A 13,616-nucleotide genomic window follows, 5' to 3' on the forward strand; every position below is an offset into this window, starting at 1 on the left:
GGCTCGGAACATGAGCGAAAACCCGTCGAAGGAGGCCGCCGGAACCCCGGAGGTCTCCTTCGACGAGCTCTCGGCCCAACGCGTGGGGCGCCTGCGTTCCCTGATGCGCCGCAAGCCGCGCTGCGTCGACGCGGTGGTGGTGCTGCTGTATTTCCTGCTGTCCCTGCCGAGCATCATCGAGTCGGCGCTGGCAGCCCGCTGGCCGACCGTGGCGCTGCTGGTCGTGACCGGGTTCGTCCTGTACTTCAGGCGCCGCTGGCCCATGGCCATCCTGATCCTGGTGGCGGCGACCGACAGCGTTGCAACGCTCCTGGATTCCTCCTACTTCGGCAGCAGCGCCGGCCTGTGGATCGCGCTCTTCACGGCCTCCACGCAATACGCCGCCAGGCGCATGTTCGTCCTCACTATCCTGATCAGCGCCCTGCAGTGCCTGATCTTCGTGGTGATCGGCGTCCCCGGCATGTTCACCGATTCCCCCGAGGACCAGCAGGCCCTGGCCGACGTCGGCGGCCGGACAGTCCTGACGATCCTCGGCGTGGCCTTCCTGGCCGGATCCAACATCTTCTTCGTGGCCGCTGGCTCCGCGGTCCGGAACCACAGGCTGCACGAGGCTGAACTGGCGAACTGGGCCGCCCGCGTGCAAACCCTCGCCCAGGTGCGCGAACGTAACCGGATCGCCCGCGAGATGCACGACGTCGTGGCCCACTCGCTCTCCGTGATGATCGCCCTGTCCGACGGCGCCTCCGTGGTGCTCAAGCGCGACCCGCAACGGGCCGGCGAGGTGCTGGCCGAGCTCTCCGCCACCGGGCGGCATGCGCTCGCTGACATGCGGCGGGTCATCGGCGTACTGCGCACCGGCGACGACGCCCCGCTGGAACCGCAACCCGCCGTGGATTCCATGGAAAAGATGCTCGAGGGGTTCACGGTGGCGGGCCTGCCGCTGCGCTTCACCCAATCTGGCCCGCCGCTGCCCAAGGACGCGACCTTCCAGCTGACCGTCTACCGGATCATCCAGGAATCCCTCACCAACGTGCTGCGCTACGGCCGCAACGTCACCCGTGTCGGCGTGCTGGTCGAACGCGAGGGCGACGACGTGACCATCCGGGTGAGCGACGACGGAACCCAGCAGGGCGGCAGGCGCGAGGGCGTCGGCTCCGCGCAGGGCATCCGCGGCATGGGCGAACGCGCTGCCCTCTTTGACGGCACGCTGGCCGCCGGCCCCGCCGCCGAGGGCGGCTGGAGTGTTGTCGCCACCCTGAAAATCCCGCATCCGGCAGGCGGCGCGAATGCGCTTGGCGCTGCCGCCACCGTCCCGACCACCGAGACCAGGACCGAATCATGAATCCAGAAGAAACCGTCCCCAAGCCCCGGATCGGCGTGCTGCTGGTCGACGACCAGCCGCTGCTGCGCATGGGGTTCCGGCTCATCCTCGAGGGCGAGGCCGACCTCGAGGTGCTCGGCGAGGCCTCCGACGGGGCCGAGGGCGTGAAGCTTGCGCTCGAACTGAAGCCTGACGTGGTGCTCATGGACGTGCGCATGCCGAACATGGACGGCATCGAGGCGACCAAGCGCATCGCCGAACAGCTCTTCGGCACCAAGATCATCATCCTGACCACGTTCGACCTGGACGAGTACGCGTTCGCCGGGCTGCAGGCGGGCGCCTCCGCGTTCCTGCTCAAGGACGTCGCCCCGGAGGAGCTGGTCAACGCCGTGCGGCTGGTGGCAAGCGGCGACGCGGTCGTCGCGCCCCGGGTCACCGCCAGGCTGCTGGAAACCTACGTGCGCAATGCCTCCCCGGCCCGCGGCGCGACCCCCGCACCGGAACGCGACCCGCTGCTCGAGGACCTGACCCCGCGCGAGCTCGAGGTGCTCGGAGCCATGTCCGAGGGGCTCTCCAACGCCGAGATCGCGCACCGCTTCTTCCTCTCGGAGGCAACCGTCAAGACCCACGTGCGCAGGATCCTGACCAAGCTGCACCTGCGCGACCGCGTCCAGGCCGTCGTCTACGCCTACGAGACGGGCCTGGTCATCCCCAGCCAGGGACTGGACTACTAGGGCCGGCAATGAACAGCGAATTGTTGCGCAGCCCGTGGCTGCTGCTTTCCGTGGTCCTGCTGGTGGCGGGCGCCTTCCTGCTCTCGGTGTTCGGCTGGCCGCTCGCCGGGTGGGCTAGCATCGTTCTTGGAGTGTTTTCACTGGTGACAGCGGTTCTCCGCACCCGCATCTAGCGGCCGGCCGCTGTTCCCGGCGGCTCCGTGAAACCTGAAACCAACGGCCCTCCCGGGCCCAACGACACAAGGGAACGCCCCCATGCCCAGTGCAGCAGCACTTGACCACGTCAACGACCTCGCTTCCTTCGTGGCGGCCTCGCCCTCCAGCTTCCACGCGGCGGCCGAAGCGGCCCGGCGCCTGTCAGACGCCGGCTTCACCGGACTCGATGAGCGCGCGGCCTGGGAGCTGGGCGCCGGCAAGTACTTCGTCGTCCGCGACGGGGCGATCATCGCCTGGGTGCAGCCCGAATCCGCGACCGCGACCACGGGCTTCCACATCCTGGGCTCCCACACCGACTCGCCCTCCTTCAAGCTCAAGCCCAAGCCGACCACCGGCGCGTACGGCTGGCTGCAGGCGGGCGTGGAGGTCTACGGCGGCCCGCTGCTGAACTCCTGGCTGGATCGCGAGCTGCTGCTCGCCGGGCGCCTGGCCATGTCCGACGGAACCACGGTGCTGGCCCGCACCGCCCCGATGCTGCGCTTCCCGCAGCTTGCCATCCACCTGGACCGCGCCGTCAACGACGGCCTGGCACTGGACAAGCAGACCCACATGAACCCGGTCTGGGGGATCGGCAACCCTGACGAGGCCGACGTGCTTGCGGTGCTGGCCGAGTCCGCGGGCGTCGATCCGGCGCAGGTCGGCGGCTACGACGTGGTCATTGCCGACGCGCAGCGCGGCGAGGTCTTCGGCGGCCACAACGAGTTCTTCGCCAGCGGGCGGCTGGACAACCTTTCCTCGGTGCACGCCTCGCTGGTTGCGATGATCGAGCACGCGGCCACCGGCGGCGGGAACCACATCGCCCTCCTGGCGGCCTTCGACCACGAGGAAATCGGCTCCGAGTCCCGCTCGGGCGCCTGCGGCCCGTTCCTGCAGGACGTGTTGGAGCGCATCGGCCACGCCCTGGGCGCCAACACCGAGGACCGCAACCGCGCGTACGCGGATTCCTTCTGCCTCTCGGCCGACGCCGGGCACTCGGTGCACCCCAACTACGCCGGCCGCCACGACCCGGCCAACCGCCCGCTGCTGGGGCAGGGCCCGCTGCTGAAGATCAACGCCAACCAGCGCTACGCCACCGACGCCGTGGGGGCCGCGCTCTTTGCCACGCTGTGCAAGCAGGCCGGGGTCCCGTACCAGGAGTTCGTCTCCAACAACCAGATGCCGTGCGGCTCCACCATCGGCCCGCTGACGGCCACCCGCCTGGGTATCCGCACCGTGGACGTGGGGATTCCGCTGCTTTCCATGCACTCCGCCCGCGAACTGTGCGGTGTCGAGGATCCGCTGCGTCTGGCCAAGGTCGCCGCCGGCTTCTTCGCCGCATAGCGCTACATTCCGCAGGGGCGGCTGGCAACACGGTGCCGGAAGGCAGGTGAAACCTCGACGATTTCCCGGTCTCCTGTGATCATGCCGGTCGAGATTTCGCAGTCCTTACCGGGCCTTGGAACAGGCCCGGCAAGCTGCCGAGGAATCCGGTCCCCCAGAAAGTAGACATCGAGGAATGGAACCGGCGGACGGCTTCCACTTCAAAGGTAGCTTGGGCGGTTTGCCGTCGCTCCGGACTTGAGCGGCGCAAGTCGACCGTGGGTTCGGGAGGGCTACCGGTCATCGGAGCAATGTGTGAACCCAGTCCATGGTTCCCGAGGACGTGGAATTCCGGGTAGCGCGTTGGATGGTTTTGAGGACGCCGTGACGAACGCTGCCGGTTGTGCTCTTGGTCAGAGGCCACAGGCCCGACCGCTGCACCGGTGGCTCGTTGTCTTCCAGATCCTATGCAAGCAGGCTCCTGGTTGCCGCAGTGCTCCTTGGCGAAGGTGGCAATCCTGCGGCGGGTCAACGGCAACGAAGATCTATTGTCACGCCTCCGGCGCTACGTGCCATCCGAAATCGGGAGCGCCGTGGACGGCATCGCGCCTGCCATCGAATTTTCCGTGGGTCCGGAACTGGCGGCACCACGCGTTGATTTCGGATGTTTCCAGCCGTAGGGCAATCCGTACCGCAGATCTGCGACCAGCATCCCGGACAGGGCGAGGCTGCCTCGGCCCGATCGTGCCGAGGCCTTTCCCGAGCAAGCCCTCACTCGATCCGAAGACGACTCCGACTTCGTATCGCGACGTGCTTGTCAATGGCAGTGCAAATTGTTGTGTGAAACAGTTCACTGTCAAGTTTTTATGACTATTCCTCGACTGGAAATCGATCGGAGGGCCCAGGGTAAATTCTGGAACCGCGGTATGTCGAATCTCTGGACGTTGCCATGGAGGGGCCTTTTGCCAACTCAACAAAAGGTTGCCCGCGCCCCTTGCGGTCGATTCGCGGGGTCCCCGAGGCTATGTCTATCGATTGTGACCCGAAGATGACGCGGAAATTTATGGGGCAATTAGAGGGTGAATTAGAGGGTGAATCGTGGGGTGAATGGTTCTCGCGATTGCGGGAACTCGGCGGAAATTGGCCTTTTTTGAATATTGTGGCCGCCTCACCGGAAAACCCAAAATAACCTTGAAAATTCAAGCATTTTGACGCCCTGAAACCAGGGAAAGAATGCCTGCAAATTAAAAACATTTCATCGCACGGTAATTTATTGTTGAACAATTGTTTGCGCGGTTGTTAATTTCTTTTGCGGGAAATTTTCATCCGCTCCAATAGTGTTTTCCAAAGCGTTGATCTCTTGAGTTACAGTGTGTTGCACCGGGGGAATTTGAAAAATATTCACAAAAAATCAAGTTCTTTGGTACCTCGAAATCATTAAAAATGAGTGTCTTAAACTCGGAGCGGTTCATTGTGTTGGGGCCTGATCGCTAATCCGTTCAGGACACGTCCGCTCATTTTTGCTCAAAACCCTCTTTGACTCGATGGAGTATCTCTTGAACTACAGCACGCCCAAGCGTAATAAAGCAGTACTGGCCGTAGCATCGTTTGCCACCTTGGCATCGCTCGCGCTGACCGGTTGCACTTCCGCATCCGGTACGGCCGCAGGATCGGCCACTGCGCCGACGGCGCACAACATCCAGCTGGCGGGATACTCAACCCCGACGAACACCGCGATCACCGCTGCACAGGCGAAGGCCGCGCAGCACAAAGCCGCAGCAGTTAAGGCTTCAGGCGCCCAGACAGCAGCCGATGACGCAGCGAAGGCCAAGGTATCCGCAGACAAGAAGGCTGCTGAAGCCAAGGCTGCAGCCGACAAGGCCGACAAGGCAGAGGCCTCCGCAAAGTCGAAGCTGAAGAAGGCCGAGGCTGCCGCGAAGAAGGCTTCGGTCAAGGCGAAGGTTGCCGCCGACAAGGCCGTCAAAGCGGCCAAGGCTGCCGCCGACAAGGCCGCCGCAGCATCCAAGTCTGCCGATGCCAAGGCCGCCGCCGCCAAGGCCGCCGCAACGAAGGCCGCAGCTGCCAAGGTTGCCGCAGACAAGGCCGCCGCCGCAGCGAAGGCCGCAGAGGAAAAGGTTGCCGCCGAGAAGGCGACCGCAGAAGCAAAGGCCGCAACCGCCAAGGCTGCCGAGGATAAGGCCGCCGCCGCGAAGGCAACCGCCGAGGCCAAGGCCGCCACCGCTCAGGCCGCAGCTGACAAGGCCGCCGCCGCCAAGGCCGCTGCCGAGGCCAAGGTTGCCGCGGACGAGGCTGCCGCCGCTCAGGCTGCCGCCAACAAGGCTGCCGCCGAGGCCAAGGTTCTCGCCGACAAGGCCGCCGCCGACAAGACCGCTTCCGATGCCCAGATCGCCGAAGCCAAGGCTGCGGCAGACAAGGCCGCAGCGGACAAGGTAGCAGCAGACGCTGCTGCCGCCGATGCAAAGGCCGCCGCCGACAAGGCCGCCCAGGATCTTGCCGATGCTGCGCAGACCTCCAAGGACGCCGCCGACTACCGTACGGCAGTGACTGACCTCTTCAAGGCCGAGAAGGCCGTCGGCGACGCCAAGATCGCCAGCGCCGGTGCTGCAACGACAGCTGCTGCGATGCAAATTGCCTTCGCCAATGCCAACGCTGCCGCCACACCGGCACAGTCGGCCAAGGACTCCGCCGATGGCGTAGTGGCTGCCGCTCAGGCAGCCTACGCCTCCGCGATCAACGCCCACGGTGCAGCCCAGGATGCCGTCTTGAACGCACAGACGAAGCTCGATGGCGCCAATGCATTGGTCGGGTCCCTGACTGTCCGTATCGGCACCAAGCAGGCCTCGATCGTGACCCTGCAGGGGCAGACGGCGGGCCTTCAGGCCACCGTCAACACGACCAACACGGGCCTGAACGCAGCCAACAGCGATCTGGCTGACGCCGAGGATGCCTTGGCCGACGTACAGGCTAACCATGCAGATGCCGTCTCCGACCAGGCCGCCGCGGAGCTGGTCTTGGCAAATGCCAAGGCTGCGTTGGCAACTGCCACCCCGACGCCGGAAGAGCTCCAGACCGTCGCCGACACCAAGACGGCCCTCGAGGCCGCTGAGTCGGCGTCGACCGCTTCGTCCGACGCCCTCGCCAAGGCAACCGACGACCTGAACAAGGCCAAGGCAAAGGTCACTTCCCTGACCGCTGACAAGGCCGCCAAGCAGATCCAGCTCAACAACGCGACCGATGACGTCGACACCGCCGCGGGTGAACTGGCCGCAGCCAAGACGGCAGCGACCGGCTCCGACCTCGATGTCGTGACCACGACGGACGCGAAGATCGCCGCCTCGTCGGACAAGGATCAGAAGCAGGGCGCCTACGACGCCGCAGTTGCCGCACTCCTGGGCAACCCGACCAACCAGGGCCTCATCGATGCCAAGGACGCCGCCTCGGCGTTGCTGAACACCGCCATCGGCATCCTGGACACTGCGACGACCAACCACAGCAACGCTGTGTCGGCTGCCACCGCTGCGCACAATGCAGTCGCTGCCAAGCAGACCGCATTCAACAATGCGCTGGCTGCCGAGAGCGCTCGTGAAGACGAGCTGGCCGCCCTGACGACCCAGCTGACCAACGCCGCGGCCTTGGTTCCGGGTCTGGAATCCGCAAAGGCGACCGCGACCGCGACCGCATCTGCAGACGCCCTGGTTCTCTCCAACGCCACCGAAGACCACGACGACGCAGTCGCCGCGGCCTACGTCAACCCGGCGCTGGAGACCGCTGTCGACAACGCTCAGGATGCGGCCAACGACGCCAAGGACTTCGCCGAGGAGCTGGCTGCTGATGTTGCCGGTGTCGAGGGCGACGTCAAGGACGCCGAGGACGACGCCCAGTCCGCAAAGGACGTCCGCGACGCGGCCCAGTCCGCACTCGACGCCAACGCTGCTGCAATCCTGGCTGCCCAGGGCGACGTAGTTCGCGACCAGGCTGCCAAGGCTGATGTCCAGGCAAGCATCCCCGGCCTGAACGCCGATCTGGGCGCCACGATCATGAACCTCATGGGCGCCCAGAACACGGTCTTCACCAAGGGCATCGAGCTGCAGAACGCCACGGTCGCCCAGACCGCGGCCGCAACCACCTTGGCCCCGCTCGCCGCGATTCGTGATGCAGCCCAGACCGCACACGTAAACGCCGTTGCAGACGCCAATGCGGCCGCAGCTGCCGTGGTCAAGGCTGAATCCGATCTGGTCGCAGCCGACGAACTGGTGGACGAGCTGGCCAAGAAGCTGAACCTCACCGCCAACTAGCACCACCTGCTCCATCCACTGAAGCGCCCCGGGACACTTGTCCTGGGGCGCTTCAGCCTTTTCCGCCGCGTCGGGGACTGCGGATTCGCCGCCGAAGGGGCTCGCACGGGCGCAGTGTCGGGGCCTCCCGACGCCGGTGCTTTACCCGCTGTTCACCGAAGCGTGCTTTGCTCGCGGATATGACCGCCGAACCGAAGCTTCCGCGCAGTGTCCTGCCAGAGGTCCAGGCGCTGCGCGCCGTGGCGGTGCTGCTCGTGGTGGCCTACCACCTCGCGCCGCAACTGGTTCCCGGCGGTTTCATCGGGGTCGACGTGTTCTTTGCGATCTCGGGGTTCCTGATCACCGGGCACCTGCTGCGCGAGGTGCGCAAGACGGGTCGCATCGACCTGCCGGGGTTCTGGGCCGCGCGGGTGCGCAGGATCCTGCCCGCCGCGGCCGTGGTGATCATCGCGGTGCTGGGAGCCACGCTGGCCTTCCTGCCGGCCACGCAGTGGAAAGCCGTGGGAATCGCGGCCCTGGCCGCCGCCTTTTCGGTGGAAAACTGGGTGCTGGCCGCCGACTCCGTGGACTACCTCGCGGCCGATTCCGCGCCCACGGCGCTGAACCACTTCTGGTCGCTCGGTGTCGAGGAGCAGTTCTACCTGGTCTGGCCGTTGCTGGTGTTGCTGGCCGTATGGCTGGGCCAGATGCGGTATGGCCGGCGGGAAACCGCCGGCGCGTTCCCGCGCACCGCGCTCCTACTGGTCTTCGGCACGGTCGTCGTTGCCTCGCTTGCCTACTCGATGGCACTGGTGGGCTCGGGGAGCCCTGCCGCCTACTTCGTCACCCCGGCCCGTGTCTGGGAATTGGCCGCCGGCGGACTCCTGGCGCTTCTGCTGGCCCCGCACGAACCCGGACGACGACGCAACGGCCGCTGGTTCCATGCCCCAGGCGCCCGTACAGCGCTGGCCTGGGCAGGGTTCGCCGCCATCGCCACTGCGGCCTTTGGTTTTGACGCGGCCACGTCCTTCCCAGGTCTGTCCGCGGCGCTGCCGGTGGCCGGAACCCTGGCGGTGATCCTGGCCGGGGAGACCAGTGGAGCTTTGGCCCCGCAGAAAATCCTCGAACTTCCCCCGGTGCAATGGGTGGGCAACGTGTCCTACTCGCTGTACCTGTGGCACTGGCCGGTACTCATCTTCTTCCTGCACTTCTCCGGCAGCGAGCCGGACTCGGCCCAGGGAACCGGGCTGTTGGTGCTGTCGCTGCTGCTCGCCGGGGCCAGCCACCGCTGGATCGAAACCCCGGTGCGCACCCTGGCTCCGCTGTCTTCCTCGAAGTGGCGGACATTGGGCGCCGGCGCGGTCGTGGTCGCCCTGGTTACGGCGATGTCCCTGGCCCCCGGGACCCTGGCCCAACGCGACACCGTCGCGAAGGAAGACGCGGCCGCCACGCTGTTGGCGGAACCTCCGCCCGAGCTCGGTGCCGCCTCGATCCCCGACGGCGCGCCGCCCTATTTGCCGGGCAAGAAGCAGATCATCCCGGTCCCCGCCGACGCGGAGCGCGACCGCCCGCACCTGGGCGAGTGCGTGCAGAAACCGGATTCCCCGTTCACCCGCGAATGCGCCGAGGGAGCGGAGGACGGAACCCTGACCATCGCCCTGGTGGGCGACTCCCATGCCACGCATTGGTACCGGGCGCTGGAAGCCACCGCCAAGGAACACGGCTGGACGCTGCTCACCTACCTGAAGAATTCCTGCCCGTTCACTGCCACCGAGCGCATTGCCGAGAAAAACGGCAGCATTTCGTGCCACCAGGCCAACTCGGACACCTTGAAGCGGATCATCTCCCGCGGCGACGTGGATGCCGTGGTGACCAGTCACTGGGCCGGGGCCGTCCTGGAAAAGGGTGCCGCAGAGGGCTTCGCCGAGTACTGGGGCAAGCTTGAGGACGCCGGCATCAAGGTCTACCCGATCGTTGACACCCCGCGCCCCGGGACGAAGGTTTTTGCGCGGGACTGCGTGGCGCAGCATCCGGATGACCTGGAATCCTGCGGCGCCCCGGCATCCAGGGCCTTCGAGCCCAACGACTTCACGCTCGCCGCGGCCAAGCGCGAGCCGCGGGTCGGCGTGCTGGATTTCTCCGACCAGTTCTGTGTCGGCGGATTCTGCCCGGCCGTGATCGGGAACGTGCTGGTATACCGGGACAAACACCACATCTCCGACACCTACATGCGCACCCTTGCCCCGGTCTTCGGCGCCCGACTTGAGGCGAAGCTGCGCGCCGACGGACTGGACGACCGCGTGCGGTGACCGCAGTGACGCACCGCACGCGGGTCCGTCGGGTCAGGGAGCGATTTTCCGCTAGACTGGACAAGGCTGTTTCTGTCGTACCTGGCAATCGGGTATCGACGACAGCAAATGCAAAGAACCTCCTGTTGCGGAAATGCCGTGACCGTTTAGCCCAAAGGAGGTGGGTTCACATGCGTGCTTATGAATTGATGGTGCTGATCGACCCCGAGGTCGACGAGCGAACCGTTGAACCGACCCTCGGTAAGTTCCTGGACGTTGTACGTAACGATGGTGGAACCATCGAGAACGTTGACATCTGGGGCCGTCGCCGCCTGGCCTACGACATTCAGAAGAAGAATGAGGCCATTTACGCGGTAGTTAACTTCACCGCCACCCCCGCTACTTCCGCGGAACTTGATCGCCAGTTGAGCCTCAATGAGACCATCATGCGCACCAAGATCACCCGCCCGGAAGAGGCAAAGGTCGTTGCAGAGTAATTCTGCTTTTCGATCTTCGTAGAACAACACCTTTTAGGAGGCTCCAATGGCAGGCGAGACCGTCATTACGGTAATCGGTAATTTGACCGGTGACCCAGAACTACGTTTCACCCCGTCAGGGTCGGCAGTCGCGAACTTCACGATCGCTTCGACCCCGCGAACCTTCGATCGCCAGTCCAATGAGTGGAAGGACGGCGACACGCTGTTCCTCCGCGCATCGGTGTGGCGTGAGGCTGCCGAAAACGTCGCTGAGACGTTGACCAAGGGCATGCGTGTCATTGCTCAGGGCCGCCTCAAGTCGCGTTCTTACGAAACCAAAGAAGGCGAAAAGCGTAACGTCACCGAGCTCGAGGTCGATGAAATCGGCCCGTCCTTGCGTTACGCCTCCGCAAAGGTCACCCGCACCCAGCGCTCCGGCACTGGCGGCAACGGTGGCTTTGGTGGACAGCAGAATGCCGGCGCCAATGCCGGCGGATTCGGCGGCGGCAACGCCGGCGGCCAGGGTGGTTTCGGTGGCGGCAACGCCGGCGGAAACAGCGGTGGCGGCTGGAATGCACCTGCAGCCGATCCTTGGGGCGCTCCTGCCGGAGGAAACAACGGCGGATGGGGCAACCCGGGTTCTGACGAACCGCCCTTCTAAACAAAATTATTCACCATCCCGCAGAAAATTCTGCGGGCTCCACCTGATAAAGGAGCTCCACGATGGCTAAGGCTGAACTCCGTAAGCCCAAACCAAAGTCCAACCCCTTGAAGGCCGCTGACATCACTGTCATCGACTACAAGGACGTAGCATTGCTGCGCAAGTTCATTTCGGATCGCGGAAAGATCCGTGCCCGTCGCGTTACCGGCGTTTCCGTTCAGGAACAGCGCAAGATCGCACAGGCCATCAAGAACGCGCGTGAAGTAGCCTTGCTGCCTTACTCCGGCGCTGGCCGCGGCTAAGGAAGGTATACAAACATGGCAAAGCTCATTCTGACCCACGAAGTTACCGGCCTCGGTGCCGCAGGCGACATCGTTGAGGTGAAGAACGGTTACGCACGTAACTACCTTCTCCCGCGCTCGTTCGCCATCACCTGGACCCCGGGCGGTGAGAAGCAGGTTGAGTCGATCAAGGCCGCCCGTGCTGCTCGCGCCGTTGCGTCCTTGGAAGAAGCACAGGCACTTGCCGCCGCTATCTCCGCCAAGCCGGTCAAGCTGACCGTCAAGGCCGGCGCTACCGGTCGCCTCTTCGGCACCGTCAAGACCGACGACATCGCCAAGGCTGTTGCAGCCGCCGGCGTTGGCGCGATCGACAAGCGCAACATCGAGATCAACGATCACATCAAGTCGACGGGTAACTACTCGGCTACCGTGCGTCTGCACACCGATGTATCCGCGACCATCTCGCTGCTGGTTGTTGCTGCAAAGAAGTAATTCTCTGCACACCCATCGCCCCTCGGGACGATAAGCGATTGAGGACTCCACCTTCGGGTGGGGTCCTCATTGCGTTAACCGATCGCTTGGGTGCCTGCATGGGGCCAACGAGCCGGCATCGACCAAATGGTGCGGAGGCCCTATATCGACAGATGAGGACGAAAAGCGAATGTTGGTCGCAGAATGTTCGATTCTTACGCTTCGTGACCCATTGTGTCGAAACAATCTTTGACTGAAGCTAAACCTTTCTCCTAACGTTAGTCATGAATCAAGAGTGTCAACGCAAAAGCCCTGGCTTGTTGACCGGCAACCCTCTCGCGGTAGTGGGGTGCTCCAGGTGACGATTCGGCCCGCGGGACCCCGGGGGCAAGTACTGCACACTGGATGATGGGCAGCTGCGCTTTTGGCGCGTACCCGATTCAAGGTGGGCATGAAGCCGAAGGACCGAGCCATGACTCTTGCAACAGACCTCACCCCAGACACCTTGCGCAACGTTTTCGCCCAGCATCCCTCTGGCATTGCTGCACTGTGCGCCATCGTCGACGGTGAGCCGCAGGGCATCGTCGCCTCGTCGTTCACCGTCGGCGTTTCGATGGATCCGCCGTTGGTGATGTTCGCGGTCCAGAACACCTCGCGCACCTGGCCGGTTGTTCGATCCAGTGCCCGCATCGGGGTATCCGTGCTCAGCGAGAAGAACGAGGGGGTTTGCCGCCAGATCGCTTCCAAGACAGGAGACCGCTTTGCGGGGCTCCGCCTGGATTCCACCGACGAGGGCGCCCTCCTGCTCCATGATGCAAGCCTGTGGCTCGATTGCTCCGTGGAGCAGGAGATTCCCGCGGGCGACCACCACGTCGTGCTGCTGCGCGTGCACGGCCACCAGACGAGCGATGAAACGAATTCCCCGCTGGTCTTCCACGGGTCGGCATTCCGTCGACTGGAAGCCGAACAGCTCGTCTCCTAGACGCCACTCGGAAGCACAGGGCCTGCCGGTAGCGATCCGCACCGCATGTTGGGTCTACCGGCAGGCCTCCTCTTTTCGGTGGAAGCAGCGAGGCAGGCACCGCCCCTGCGACTAGGAAGGGTCGTGGACGACTTCCATCATGTGGCGGTACCCGTACCGCGCCAACTCCGTGAGAACCCCGAAGTCGACGTCAGCGAGCTTGTTGACATACAGGCATGCGACACCGCGCTTGTGCTTTCCCAGCTTGCCCAAGAGCTCCCCGGACTCCGGCGCAATGGTCAGGCCATAGAGAGCCAGGATCGTTGAGCGGGGCGAGAACCCGATCGCGCCGGCGTCGCCTTCCCGGCCTGAATCGTATTTGTAGTGGTAGGTTCCGAATCCGATGATCGTCGGCCCCCACATGGTCGCCGGCTGCCCGGAGACTTCCTCCATCATCTCCAGCAACGCACGTGAGTCGGCGCGCCGAACGGGGTGGGTGACGGAGGCGATGAACTCGTGTGGATCAACCCGGGTGGGGGTTGTTTTATTGGCGGCCATGCGAGCCAGTATTACAGCGCTGTCGACGGTCATCAACCTTGTTAATCCCCAGATT

At 64.6% G+C, this 13,616-nt stretch carries 12 protein-coding genes and 1 riboswitch; of the genes, 11 read left to right on the forward strand and 1 reads right to left on the reverse strand.

All coding sequences use genetic code 11. The annotated features are described in order from the left end of the window. The first annotated feature begins 10 nt into the window (after nt 1-10). The 11 genes from ACIQLF_RS00725 to ACIQLF_RS00775 all read left to right on the forward strand — a co-directional run bounded on the left by ACIQLF_RS00725 (nt 11) and on the right by ACIQLF_RS00775 (nt 13,024). A complete protein-coding gene (locus ACIQLF_RS00725; protein WP_400293673.1) occupies nt 11-1,342 on the forward strand; it encodes a sensor histidine kinase in 1,332 nt (443 codons plus the stop codon). Then, the gene (locus ACIQLF_RS00730) at nt 1,339-2,055 is read left to right on the forward strand and encodes a response regulator (protein WP_400293674.1); all 717 of its coding nucleotides are present in this window, start codon (nt 1,339-1,341) and stop codon (nt 2,053-2,055) included. Before ACIQLF_RS00725 ends, ACIQLF_RS00730 begins: the two co-directional genes overlap by 4 nt. 8 nt (nt 2,056-2,063) lie before the next feature. Continuing rightward, the gene (locus ACIQLF_RS00735) at nt 2,064-2,228 is read left to right on the forward strand and encodes a hypothetical protein (protein WP_400293675.1); all 165 of its coding nucleotides are present in this window, start codon (nt 2,064-2,066) and stop codon (nt 2,226-2,228) included. An 82-nt stretch (nt 2,229-2,310) separates the two neighbouring features. Beyond that, the gene (locus ACIQLF_RS00740) at nt 2,311-3,591 is read left to right on the forward strand and encodes a M18 family aminopeptidase (RefSeq protein WP_400293676.1); all 1,281 of its coding nucleotides are present in this window, start codon (nt 2,311-2,313) and stop codon (nt 3,589-3,591) included. A gap of 1,535 nt (nt 3,592-5,126) precedes the next feature. Next, the gene (locus ACIQLF_RS00745; RefSeq protein WP_400293677.1) at nt 5,127-7,886 is read left to right on the forward strand and encodes a hypothetical protein; all 2,760 of its coding nucleotides are present in this window, start codon (nt 5,127-5,129) and stop codon (nt 7,884-7,886) included. Nucleotides 7,887-8,065: 179 nt separating this feature from the next. Beyond that, nucleotides 8,066-10,174 carry an acyltransferase family protein gene (locus ACIQLF_RS00750; RefSeq protein ID WP_400293678.1) on the forward strand — a complete coding sequence of 703 codons (2,109 nt, stop codon included), beginning with the start codon at nt 8,066-8,068 and terminating at the stop codon, nt 10,172-10,174. A gap of 170 nt (nt 10,175-10,344) precedes the next feature. Next, nucleotides 10,345-10,650 (forward strand): 30S ribosomal protein S6, encoded by a 306-nt coding sequence (gene rpsF / locus ACIQLF_RS00755; protein ID WP_209905970.1) that lies wholly within the window; start codon nt 10,345-10,347, stop codon nt 10,648-10,650. A 46-nt stretch (nt 10,651-10,696) separates the two neighbouring features. Then, nucleotides 10,697-11,290, forward strand: coding sequence for a single-stranded DNA-binding protein (locus ACIQLF_RS00760; RefSeq protein WP_400293679.1), 594 nt, complete (start codon nt 10,697-10,699; stop codon nt 11,288-11,290). Between the two features lie 62 nt (nt 11,291-11,352). Continuing rightward, entirely contained in the window at nt 11,353-11,592 is a 240-nt protein-coding gene (rpsR, locus tag ACIQLF_RS00765) for a 30S ribosomal protein S18 (RefSeq protein WP_007269381.1), read from the forward strand. 15 nt (nt 11,593-11,607) lie between these two features. Then, nucleotides 11,608-12,063 carry a 50S ribosomal protein L9 gene (rplI, locus tag ACIQLF_RS00770; protein WP_400293680.1) on the forward strand — a complete coding sequence of 152 codons (456 nt, stop codon included), beginning with the start codon at nt 11,608-11,610 and terminating at the stop codon, nt 12,061-12,063. 266 nt (nt 12,064-12,329) lie between these two features. Beyond that, nucleotides 12,330-12,442: riboswitch (SAM riboswitch) on the forward strand. A 72-nt stretch (nt 12,443-12,514) separates the two neighbouring features. Next, on the forward strand, nt 12,515-13,024 hold the full coding sequence (locus tag ACIQLF_RS00775) for a flavin reductase family protein (protein ID WP_400293681.1): 510 nt from the start codon (nt 12,515-12,517) through the stop codon (nt 13,022-13,024). 111 nt (nt 13,025-13,135) lie between these two features. Here the strand turns inward: ACIQLF_RS00775 and ACIQLF_RS00780 are convergent, their stop codons facing one another. Beyond that, nucleotides 13,136-13,561 carry a DUF1801 domain-containing protein gene (locus ACIQLF_RS00780; protein WP_400293682.1) on the reverse strand — a complete coding sequence of 142 codons (426 nt, stop codon included), beginning with the start codon at nt 13,559-13,561 and terminating at the stop codon, nt 13,136-13,138. Nucleotides 13,562-13,616 lie beyond the last annotated feature (55 nt).

Origin of the sequence: Paeniglutamicibacter sp. NPDC091659, from assembly GCF_044756805.1 — a bacterium.
Lineage (GTDB): Bacteria > Actinomycetota > Actinomycetes > Actinomycetales > Micrococcaceae > Paeniglutamicibacter.

Bases quoted from the DNA above. Each gene is read 5' to 3' on its own strand.
- ACIQLF_RS00740 (WP_400293676.1), top strand. From the start codon at position 2,311: ATGCCCAGTGCAGCAGCACTTGACCACGTCAACGACCTCGCTTCCTTC.
- rpsF (WP_209905970.1), top strand. From the start codon at position 10,345: ATGCGTGCTTATGAATTGATGGTGCTGATCGACCCCGAGGTCGACGAG.
- ACIQLF_RS00750 (WP_400293678.1), top strand. From the start codon at position 8,066: ATGACCGCCGAACCGAAGCTTCCGCGCAGTGTCCTGCCAGAGGTCCAG.
- ACIQLF_RS00760 (WP_400293679.1), top strand. From the start codon at position 10,697: ATGGCAGGCGAGACCGTCATTACGGTAATCGGTAATTTGACCGGTGAC.
- ACIQLF_RS00780 (WP_400293682.1), bottom strand. From the start codon at position 13,561: ATGGCCGCCAATAAAACAACCCCCACCCGGGTTGATCCACACGAGTTC.
- ACIQLF_RS00725 (WP_400293673.1), top strand. From the start codon at position 11: ATGAGCGAAAACCCGTCGAAGGAGGCCGCCGGAACCCCGGAGGTCTCC.
- ACIQLF_RS00775 (WP_400293681.1), top strand. From the start codon at position 12,515: ATGACTCTTGCAACAGACCTCACCCCAGACACCTTGCGCAACGTTTTC.
- ACIQLF_RS00730 (WP_400293674.1), top strand. From the start codon at position 1,339: ATGAATCCAGAAGAAACCGTCCCCAAGCCCCGGATCGGCGTGCTGCTG.
- rpsR (WP_007269381.1), top strand. From the start codon at position 11,353: ATGGCTAAGGCTGAACTCCGTAAGCCCAAACCAAAGTCCAACCCCTTG.
- rplI (WP_400293680.1), top strand. From the start codon at position 11,608: ATGGCAAAGCTCATTCTGACCCACGAAGTTACCGGCCTCGGTGCCGCA.
- ACIQLF_RS00735 (WP_400293675.1), top strand. From the start codon at position 2,064: ATGAACAGCGAATTGTTGCGCAGCCCGTGGCTGCTGCTTTCCGTGGTC.